Source organism: Cetobacterium somerae (assembly GCF_022430525.1).
Lineage (GTDB): Bacteria > Fusobacteriota > Fusobacteriia > Fusobacteriales > Fusobacteriaceae > Cetobacterium_A.
Window position 1 is genome coordinate 1894250 of sequence record NZ_CP092519.1, and the last position, 10191, is coordinate 1904440.

A 10191-nucleotide genomic window follows, 5' to 3' on the forward strand; every position below is an offset into this window, starting at 1 on the left:
CTCCTAAATTTCAAAAATATCACTCATATTCAATATAGGTAAATATAAACCAATTACAAATGCGCTTATTAACACTCCTACAATCAATAATAAAATAGGTTCTGATAATTTTAAAACTATCTTTATCTTTTTATTTAACTCCTCATCTCTCATAAAAGAAATCTCTTTCAAAACCATTTCAATAGTCCCACTTTCCTCTCCAACTTTAATCATATAAATCTCCTCTAAAGATAATATATTTAATCTCTTAAAACATTCTGAAAGTAACTCTCCTTTTTTTATATTTTTTAATATAAACATTTTATTTTTTAAATATCCACTATCTAAATTTTCTAAAATAATATCTATTCCTTTATCGATAGATATTCCTGATTCTAATAATAGAGAGAGATTTTCTAAAATATTTATTATATATTTTTCCAATAAATATTTTTTTATAAAAGGTACTTTTTGTAATTGTTTTTTTAAATGAAAAAATTTTATAGAAAAAAAAACTACACAAATTATTATAATTATTGTGTAGGGAAACTTATTCAAAATATTTTGAATATTTAAAATTATTCTTGTTAAAAATGGTAATTTATTTATTTCTATTTCATATAATATTTGAAAATTAGGTACTATAAAGTAAAAAATTAAAAGTATTATTATTATTGATATGAATAATACAAAAGTTGGATACGATAATGCTATTTTTAACTCACTTTTTAATTTTTCTTTTTTTTGTTTCAAATAAGCTACTTTTAAAAAGCCATCACCTATTTTTCCAGCATTTTCTGAAACATAAATTATTAATAATTCTCTTTCTTTTATTAAATTTTCACTTCTTAAAATTTCATATATATCCTCTCCTTTTTCTAATTTTTTATAAAGATTAAAAATTCTAAATTTTAAACTTAAATTTTTACAACTATTTTTTTGAAACTCTATAGATTTTTTTAAAGAAAGACCCGCATTTAAAAGTCTTCCTATTTTAAAATATATCTTTTCTAAATCTTTTTCTTTAATTTTTCTTTCAAATTGTATTTCTAAAATTTTTATTAATTTTTTTTCCTCTTTAAATAACTTATTTAAAAGTATTTTTTTATTTTTTTCTAAATATATATCCTCTATCCGCTCATTTTCTTTATCTAGAATAAGGCATCTATACAACTTCATATTAAACATTCTCTTAAAACTTCAGATTTTGTTGTAATTCCAGTTTCAACTTTTATAAAACCATTATCTAAAAGTGTTTTAAATTCTTTGGATTTTAAATAATTTTCTAAATCTTTTATGCTTTCATTTAAAATAATATCTCTTATCTCTTTATCAAAAAATATTATCTCTTCCACAACTTCTCTACCTTTAAAACCTTCATTACAACAACTTTTCTCTATTTTACCACCACATATTTTACACACTTTTCTAACTAGTCTTTGGCTTTCAATAGCATTTATAGCTGTTGCAATAACAAATTTATCTACTCCAAAATTGATTAATCTATCAATTGCTGATACTGCATCTTTTGTATGAAGAGTTGTTATAACTAGATGCCCAGTTAATGATGCCATTAACGCTATCTCTGCAGTTTCTTTATCTCTTATCTCACCAACTAATATAATATCCGGATCTTGTCTTAAAACACTTCTTAATATTATCGAAAAATCTAATCCTATCTCATTTTTACATTGAATTTGATTAATATCTGGAAATTGGTACTCTATTGGATCTTCTATTGTAATTATATTTAATTTTTCATCATTTAAATAATTTACTATTGAATAAAGAGTTGTTGTCTTTCCACTTCCAGTTGGGCCACAAAATAATAATAATCCATTTTTTCTATTTAAAACTTCCTTTAATTTAATTAGGTTCTCAGTTGTAAATCCTAAATTTTCTAAAGAAACTTTAGATATATTATTCTTTAATATTCTTAAAACACATCTTTCTCCAAATATGGTAGGAATAAATGAAACTCTAAAATCTATTTTTTCATTCTTATATCGTGCTTTAAACCTACCATCTTGAGGCAATCTTTTTTCTCCAATATCAAGTTCACTCATTAATTTCAATTTAGTCATTAATTTTAATCCAAAATTTTTATTTAAATCTTGATAATATTTTAAAATACCATCTATACGAACTCTTATTTTGATATCACTTTCTTTTGATTCTATATGTATATCTGAAACATTCTCTTTTAAACTATAGAATATTAATTCATTTAAAAACTCTAAGATATCTTCTTTATTATATTTTATTTCATTAAAATCTCTTATTTCAAAAACTTCTCTTTTAAAATAAATATTCTCCCCCATATCATCTCCTTTCAACTTTTAATACTCTAAATTGAACTTTGTTTTCACTCGTAGAAACTTTCACATATTTAATTAAAACTCGATTTTTAACTGTTGTTTTTACCAATATAACAGTAAAAATGATGACTATTAAAAAATAATTTTTTAATTCCATTATTCCTCCATCCAACCGACTCTATTTTGACCATCTTGTGAATAGTGATAATTTAATATATTGTCATAATTAATATCTTTTATATCTCTATTTAAATATATATTTATTTTCAAAACTTTCTCTTTTTGAAATGTATAAAATGCAATTCTATTTTCAACTTGATTATTATAACCAAATATATACATTGTAAAAGCTTTACTTAAGTTTCCATTTTTTGTCGTGTCAACTTTGAAGTTTTTATTTCTATTACTATCATAAATTATTTCATATTTTAATTTTTTAGGAAGATATACTCTTTCTATAATTTCACTGTTTAATTTTTTTATATTTAAATTTTTATTTATCATATCAATCTCTATATAATATTTATTTTTCTCATACATAGATTTCACAGTATACTTAATAAAAAATGTTTGAATAATACGTCTACTACTTTCTAGATCCATTTTTTCATTATATTTAATTATTTTATAAAATAAAAAAGAGCTAACTATAAAAATAATAGCAACGCATGCTATTGTCTCTAAAAAAGTTAGCCCTTTGTTTTTTTTATTTTTGTTCATATTCACCTTCTCTTAAAGAAAATTATTTTATTTTTTTAAAAGATACATCAAGTTGGTCAAAAGATGAAATATATTTCACTCCTATATTTTCTAAAAAATCATATGCTTTTTTAAAATCTTTGCCTAAATCTGATGCTTTGTGTGAATCTGAACCTATTGTTAGAATCTCTCCTCCTAGCTTAAAATAACGTTTTATTATATCATCACAAGGATAAAATCTATTCTCATTATATCTTATTCCAGAAGTATTAATTTCAATACCCTTTCCTTTAGAAATAATTTTTTTTAAAATCTCATCAATTATATCTTGATATCTTATATAATCTATAAAACCTTTTTTGTCAATACCGCCATATCTTGTAATAAAGTCAAGATGACCTTGAACACTAAACCCATTGAAGTTTTCTACACTTTTTAATATTTCTAAAAAATATTTGTCGTGAGCTTGTTCTCTCGATTTATTTTCCCAAAACTCCTTTTGATCTAAAAGTAACTTATCCACACTGTGAACAGAAGATATTATAAAATCAAATGGATATTTTTCGATAATTTTATCTCCAACTTCTCCTAGATGTCTTTGAATTCCGAATTCCATCCCTAATTTTATATCTAAGTCATCCTTATATTGATCTTTTAACTTTAAAATCGTCGGAACATATTCATCTAAATTTAACATAAAATCATTACTATTAGTTGTCCCAATTACATCTAAATCCATATGATCAGTTATTGCAATCTCTTTAATACCTAATTCTTTTGCTTTTCTACAAATTCTATCTAAATCTTCTACAGAATCTCCAGAAAAACTACTGTGTATATGATAATCACTAATAATCACTATTTTTCCTCCAAAATCTATTTTATAGTTATAAGTATAACAAAAAAAACTGTAAATACAAGTTATTTAACTTTATCTTTACAGTTTTTATTATTGTACGTAGTACTATTATTTTTTTAAAGTTGCTAAAAGTAACGCTATATCATTTCCTGTTACTCCACTTATTCTTGAAGCTTCTCCTATTGAAAGTGGTTTAATCTCTTTTAATCCAGCTTTAGCTATATTTGAAATACCAGTTACAGTATCAAAATCAAAATCTTCTGGAATACTTAAAGCTTCTAATCTTTTAAATCTTTCTATCTGCTCTCTTTCTCTTTCAATAAATACTTCATATTTTATCATTGTTTCAATTTGATTTTTTACAAATTCAGGATATTCAGGAATATCTAATAAATGAGCTAAATCATCATAAGAAACCTCTTTAAATTTAAGAAGCTCATTTGCTTGAACTCCTTTAGTTAATCTTTGTTCTATTCCCTTTTTTTCTAATAATTCATTAGCATCTTTCATAGGAACTTTTGTTTCTTTTATTCTCTCTATCTCTTTATATACATCTTCTCTACATTTTTTTAAATAATTAATTTTATCTTCTGGAACAATTCCAATCTCCTCAGCTTTATCTAATAATCTCATAAAACCATTATCAAATCTAAGTGTTAATCTATACTCTGATCTAGATGGTAATACTCTATATGGCTCAGGTGTCTTTTTGTGAATGATATCGTCAACTAATACTCCGATATATCCTTCACTTCTATCAAAAATTATAGGCTGTTTATTCAGTGTTTTTCTTGCTGCATTAACTCCAGCGATAAATCCTTGCGTTGCTGCTTCTTCATATCCAGATGTACCATTTATCTGACCTGCAAAATATAATCCTCTTATTTTTTTGCTTTCTAAACTTGGATATAATTGTGATGCCGGTGCATAATCATATTCTACTGCATAACCATATCTCATTATTTTAGCATTTTCTAGACCTTTGATAGATTTTAACATAGCTTCTTGAGCAAATGGTGGCATTGCTGTCGTTAACCCATTTACATAAAGCTCATTTGATTCACTTGATTCTAATTCTAAAAATATCTGATGATCATATTTATCTGGAAAGTTTAAAACTTTTCTATCTAAAGATGGGCAATGTCTAGGTCCGTGTGTTTCAATTATTCCAGAAACTATTGGAGAAAATTTTAACATTTCTTTTGTTACATTTAAAGTTTCCTCAGAAGTATGAGTTAACCATGTTGGAACTACATTATTTTTTTCTTTTTGTGTATATATAGAAAAATATCTAGGATGTTCCTCTCCATAAAGTGGTTTCATAACAGAAAAATCTACAGTTCTCTTATCTATTCTTGGAGGAGTTGCTGTTTGGTATCTTTCTAAATGTATTCCATTTTTTTGTAAACTATCGGATAATTTTTCAGCTGAATTTTCACCCATTCTTCCAGCAGGATATTTTACATCTCCTATAACTATTCTTCCTTTTAAGAACGTTCCAGTAGCTAGTACAACTGTCTCTGCAAAGTATTCAATTCCTAAAGCTGTTTTAACACCTTTAATTATATCATTTTCAACTAAAAGTTCATCTACACTATCTTGCATAATCTCTAAATTTTCAGTTTCTTCAAGTAATGTTTTCATTTTTGTTCTATATAAAAATTTGTCAGCTTGTCCTCTTGTTATTCTAGCAGCAGGACCTTTACTTGTATTTAAATGTTTTAATTGAAGATTATATTGATCTGTATGCCTTCCCATCTCTCCACCTAAAACATCTATCTCTGCAACTAAATTACTTTTTCCAGGTCCACCTATTGATGGATTACATGACATCATTCCTATATTATCTAATGCCAATGTAAAAAGTAATGTTTTTCTATTCAGTCTAGCACTTGCTAAAGCAGCTTCAACTCCAGCATGTCCTCCACCAACAACTATCACATCATATTCAAAAGTCATATATTTCTCCTTTTATTTTTGTCCATATACATAAATAAACATCAAAAAAATTATAGCCACAGACAATAAATCTGTGGCTAATACCTTTTATTTTCCTACACAGAAATTACTAAAGATATGATCTAAAAGATCTTCATTACTAATCTCTCCTGTTACCTCTGACAATGAATCTAAAGCTTCTTTTAAGTCTACAGCTATTAAATCCATTGGTAATCCCATATCTATTGTTTCAAATATATTTTCCACTGCTTGCTTAGTTTTTTCTAGTGCTGACTTATGTCTAACATTAGTAATAACTAATTTTTGTGAACTATCTTCAACTTGACCAGAAATAACATAATTGTATATCTCTTTCTCCATTGAATCTATTCCTATTTTTTCTAATGCAGAAATTTTTATCCATTTTTTTATTTTTGTTAATGGTGTTATATCTAATTTAGATTCAACATCTGTTTTATTTATAAGACCTATAACTTTATCAGCATGAATTCTTTCATGTATTTTTAAATCTTCTTCATCTAATTCTCTAGAGTTATCAACAACAAATAAAACTAAATCTGCTTTTTCAATTAACTCTTTTGATTTTTCTACACCTATATTTTCTACTAAATCATCTGTTTTTCTTATTCCTGCAGTATCTACTAAGACTAAAGGAATTCCATTCAAATTAACAACTTCTTCAATAACATCTCTAGTAGTTCCAGCTATATGAGTTACAATCGCTCTCTCTTCTCTTAAAATAGAGTTTAATAAACTTGATTTTCCAACATTAGGCTTACCTACTATAGCTGTTTTTACACCTTCTTTAATCATTTTTCCCTTATTATAAGATTTAATTAAAGCATCTGTTGTATTTACAACATTATGTAAATTTTCTACTAAATCATGTGGTAATGGATCATCTATCCCTTCTTCAGGATAATCTAAAACTACATTAACATGTGCAGAAACATCTAAAAGTTGCTTTTTTAATATATCGATTTGCTCTCTTAAATCTCCTCTAAGTTGATTTAATGATAATGATATACTTTTATCCGTTTTTCCATGTATTAAGTCTATTACAGCTTCAGCTTGAGTTAAATCTAATCTACCATTCATAAAAGCTCTTCTAGTAAATTCACCTATTTCAGCTATTCTAGCTCCACTTTTTAAAACTAACTCTAAAACCTTTTCTGTAATTAAAAATCCACCATGGCAATTTATTTCTACAATATCTTCTTTAGTATAAGTATTAGGTCCTTTCATTATAGAAACTAAAACTTCATCTATTATTTGATCTCCATCATAAAGATGTCCATAATTAATACTAAAATTTTTAAGTTCGCTAACTTCTTTTTTTGATATAGGTTTAAATATTTTTGTCAGTATACATAAAGAATCACTTCCTGACATTCTAACAATTCCTATTCCACCTTCTCCTCTTGGAGTTGAAATGGCAGCAATAGTATCAAACATATAACTCACCCCTATTTCTTTTTTCTAATAACAATATATCTTTTAGGGTCTTTTCCTTCGCTATAAGTATCTAATTCTGAATATTTATTAACAACTTCATGTATAATTTTTCTTTCTCTTGGTGGCATTGGATTTAACTTTATAGGTTTAGTAGTTTTCATAGCTTTTTCTGCCATTTTTCTTGCTAAATCTCTTAATGTTACATTTCTTTTTTCTTTAAATCCTTCTACATCAACATCTATTCTAACATCTTTTATTAAAGTATTTAACAGATATTCATAGCTATTCAATGTTTTACCTTTCTTTCCAATAATTATTCCATTATCTTCACCATAAAGGTTTATAACACAATTTCTACCCTCTAGTCTTAAAATCTCAACTTCTAATTCAAGTCCCATTTTATTCAATAATTCTTGAGATGTTTTTATTATCTCTTTTTCTCTATTTTCTTTTATCTCTTTTTTTACTTCTTTTTTTTCTTGTTCTGCTTCTATGTTAGTTTCTGATTTTATAGTAGTTTTTACTATTTCATCTTTTTCTGGACCTGAAATCTTAATCTCTTCAGCTTCTACTTCTCTGCTAACTTCAACTTTATATAATCCATCTTTAGCAAAAAAACCAAAGAACGACTTAGGCTTCTCTAATTCAGTAACTTGAACAACTTGATCAGCAGTAACCTCCAATATTTTTCTAGCTCTAGCAATAGCAACTTCTCTATTACTTGCTTTGATTTCAATTATATTTTCCATAACTCTAGTCTTAGTCTCCTTTTTTCATTATGAAATATTGTTGTACTATTCCCACAAAGCTTGATGTTAACCAATAAACTTGTAATCCTGCTGGCATTTTATAAGAAATAAATACCATCATTACTGGGAATATATACATCATTTGTTTCATTTGTGGATTACTATCTGTTCCTGTTAATTTCTGTTGAATAAATGCAACAACTCCGTTTAAAACAGGTAATATATAATAAGGATCCGGTTGTAATAAATTCATCCATAAGAATGATTCAGCAGGAACGATTCCTCTTTCAGCTCTTAAAACACCAAAAAGTGCCCATAAAATAGGTAATTGAACTAATAGTGGTAAACATCCTCCAGCCGGATTTACATTTTTTTCTTTGTAAAGTTCCATTGTTTTCTGGTTTAATAAATTTTTATCATGACCATATTTTTCTTTGTATTGCTCTAATATTGGTTGTAACTCTTTCATTTTTTTCATTGATTTATCTTGTTTCAATGTTAACGGTAATAATATTATTTTTATTAATATTGTTAATCCTATTATAGCTAAACCGAAATTTCCTGTAATTCCATTTATAAATAGCAATATTTGTTCAAATATTTTGTATAAAAATTCCATTTTATTTTTTTCCTCCGCATTTTTTAACCGGTGGCACTGGATCATATCCGCCTTTAGAATATGGGTGACACCTTAAAATTCTTAATATTCCCAAATACACTCCTTTAAAAACTCCATGCACTTCAATTGCATCATACATGTATTTTGAACAAGAAGGTTGAAATATACAGTTTTTCCCCAAAAATATTGAAATATATTTTTGATAAAATCTTATTAAAATCAAGATAGTTTTTTTCAAAATATAAACTAAACTATTTTTTAAATAGCTTAGAATTTTTAAGAACACGGTCAAGATCTTTTTTCATCTCCTCAAAACTTAAAGTCTTAAATTTTTCTCCAGCTGTTCTTTTTGCAACAAAAATTATGTCATAACCCGTTAATAAGTTATTTTCATTTAAACGACAATACTCTCTAAATAATCTTTTTAATCTGTTTCTACAAACTGCATTTCCAGTTTTTTTACTTACAACAAATCCAAATTTGTTTTCATTAGTTTCATTTGCTTTAAAAAAAATAAGAGAGTAATATCCAAATGATTTTTTTCCATAATTATAAACATTTTGAAACTCCCTATTTTTTTTTAAATTAATCATAATATTTAACTCCCTAAAATAGTCCTTAAATCTTTAAAAACCCGGTGTTTTAGATCACCGGGTTTTATGCTGATAATACTTTTCTTCCTCTTGCTCTTCTTCTCTTTAATACTTTTCTTCCGTTTTTAGTTGCCATTCTAGCTCTAAACCCGTGATCCTTCTTGTATTTTCTGTTATTTGGCTGATAAGTTCTTTTCATTTTTTCACCTCCTAAAAATATCTATATTTCAGATAAATATTTTAGAAGAAATTTTGAGTTTTGTCAAGTAAATTCTCATAAATAAAAAATTAATCCTAAAATTTAAATAAAAAAAATAAATTGAAAGATATTCATGTGCATATACGCATAGTTGTTTTTTGTTTTTTGTATAATGTTATATGTACAGACTAAGATATAAAAAAAACATATGTTAAGCCATTGATTTTAAAGATGTTATATAAAAAAAAATATTATTGATAATATACAAATAAGAATACGTTGATTTTATTGATTTACTAGGTAAGTAAAAATATAAAATCTTAATAAAATCAATGCTTAATAAATATTATTGATAGTATACACAAATTAAAACCTTGTTTTTAAAGGGATTGTGAGAATCTTTTTCTTAATAAACTCATAAAAATCAATAGGTTTATTAAAGAAAAAAATATTATTGATAATATACATAAAAGAAAGTCTTATTTTCTTAGAACTTTTAAAATATAAAAATATAAAAACTTAATAAAAATAAGACTTCTAATAATAAAAAAAATATTATTGATAGTATACATAAAATAAACCTTTAACTTTATTAGATTTATACTTATTTAAGAGTTAAAAAACCTTAGAATATAAGGGGTCTAAAAAACAAAAAAATATTATTGTTAATATACAGAAAAAATGGTATATTATATTACGCTAAATATATTTATTATTGTTAATATACATATTTGGTATTATAAAATTATAGAGAGGTTTTTA

Annotated in this window: 11 protein-coding genes; all 11 read right to left on the minus strand. The window is 25.2% G+C overall.

From position 1 onward, the window contains the following. Window positions 1-3: 3 nt before the first annotated feature. A complete protein-coding gene (locus MKD34_RS09000) occupies window positions 4-1158 on the minus strand; it encodes a type II secretion system F family protein (protein ID WP_240219107.1) in 1155 nt (384 codons plus the stop codon). Further along, complete coding sequence (locus tag MKD34_RS09005; protein WP_240219108.1) at window positions 1155-2300, minus strand: GspE/PulE family protein; 1146 nt, start codon at window positions 2298-2300, stop codon at window positions 1155-1157. Before MKD34_RS09005 ends, MKD34_RS09000 begins: the two co-directional genes overlap by 4 nt. Window positions 2301-2453: 153 nt before the next feature. After that, window positions 2454-3017, minus strand: coding sequence for a hypothetical protein (locus tag MKD34_RS09010; protein ID WP_240219109.1), 564 nt, complete (start codon window positions 3015-3017; stop codon window positions 2454-2456). Window positions 3018-3039: 22 nt separating this feature from the next. Beyond that, window positions 3040-3855, minus strand: a complete 816-nt coding sequence (locus MKD34_RS09015) for a histidinol-phosphatase HisJ family protein (protein ID WP_240219110.1) — start codon at window positions 3853-3855, stop codon at window positions 3040-3042. A 108-nt stretch (window positions 3856-3963) separates the two neighbouring features. Continuing rightward, window positions 3964-5814, minus strand: a complete 1851-nt coding sequence (mnmG, locus tag MKD34_RS09020; protein WP_240219111.1) for a tRNA uridine-5-carboxymethylaminomethyl(34) synthesis enzyme MnmG — start codon at window positions 5812-5814, stop codon at window positions 3964-3966. Between the two features lie 87 nt (window positions 5815-5901). After that, complete coding sequence (gene mnmE, locus MKD34_RS09025) at window positions 5902-7269, minus strand: tRNA uridine-5-carboxymethylaminomethyl(34) synthesis GTPase MnmE (RefSeq protein ID WP_240219112.1); 1368 nt, start codon at window positions 7267-7269, stop codon at window positions 5902-5904. Between the two features lie 11 nt (window positions 7270-7280). After that, window positions 7281-8018, minus strand: coding sequence for a Jag family protein (locus MKD34_RS09030; RefSeq protein ID WP_240219113.1), 738 nt, complete (start codon window positions 8016-8018; stop codon window positions 7281-7283). A gap of 10 nt (window positions 8019-8028) precedes the next feature. Then, window positions 8029-8637 carry a YidC/Oxa1 family membrane protein insertase gene (locus tag MKD34_RS09035; protein WP_023050042.1) on the minus strand — a complete coding sequence of 203 codons (609 nt, stop codon included), beginning with the start codon at window positions 8635-8637 and terminating at the stop codon, window positions 8029-8031. 1 nt (window position 8638) lies between these two features. Beyond that, on the minus strand, window positions 8639-8875 hold the full coding sequence (gene yidD, locus MKD34_RS09040; RefSeq protein WP_240219114.1) for a membrane protein insertion efficiency factor YidD: 237 nt from the start codon (window positions 8873-8875) through the stop codon (window positions 8639-8641). A 13-nt stretch (window positions 8876-8888) separates the two neighbouring features. Continuing rightward, window positions 8889-9230 (minus strand): ribonuclease P protein component, encoded by a 342-nt coding sequence (gene rnpA, locus MKD34_RS09045; protein ID WP_240219115.1) that lies wholly within the window; start codon window positions 9228-9230, stop codon window positions 8889-8891. A gap of 64 nt (window positions 9231-9294) precedes the next feature. Beyond that, window positions 9295-9429, minus strand: coding sequence for a 50S ribosomal protein L34 (gene rpmH, locus MKD34_RS09050; protein ID WP_023050045.1), 135 nt, complete (start codon window positions 9427-9429; stop codon window positions 9295-9297). Window positions 9430-10191 lie beyond the last annotated feature (762 nt).

Excerpts from the sequence above, each read along its gene's own strand:
- MKD34_RS09035 (WP_023050042.1), bottom strand. The coding sequence starts at position 8,637 with ATGGAATTTTTATACAAAATATTTGAACAAATATTGCTATTTATAAAT.
- mnmE (WP_240219112.1), bottom strand. The coding sequence starts at position 7,269 with ATGTTTGATACTATTGCTGCCATTTCAACTCCAAGAGGAGAAGGTGGA.
- MKD34_RS09005 (WP_240219108.1), bottom strand. The coding sequence starts at position 2,300 with ATGGGGGAGAATATTTATTTTAAAAGAGAAGTTTTTGAAATAAGAGAT.
- rpmH (WP_023050045.1), bottom strand. The coding sequence starts at position 9,429 with ATGAAAAGAACTTATCAGCCAAATAACAGAAAATACAAGAAGGATCAC.
- rnpA (WP_240219115.1), bottom strand. The coding sequence starts at position 9,230 with ATGATTAATTTAAAAAAAAATAGGGAGTTTCAAAATGTTTATAATTAT.
- MKD34_RS09000 (WP_240219107.1), bottom strand. The coding sequence starts at position 1,158 with ATGAAGTTGTATAGATGCCTTATTCTAGATAAAGAAAATGAGCGGATA.
- MKD34_RS09030 (WP_240219113.1), bottom strand. The coding sequence starts at position 8,018 with ATGGAAAATATAATTGAAATCAAAGCAAGTAATAGAGAAGTTGCTATT.
- MKD34_RS09010 (WP_240219109.1), bottom strand. The coding sequence starts at position 3,017 with ATGAACAAAAATAAAAAAAACAAAGGGCTAACTTTTTTAGAGACAATA.
- mnmG (WP_240219111.1), bottom strand. The coding sequence starts at position 5,814 with ATGACTTTTGAATATGATGTGATAGTTGTTGGTGGAGGACATGCTGGA.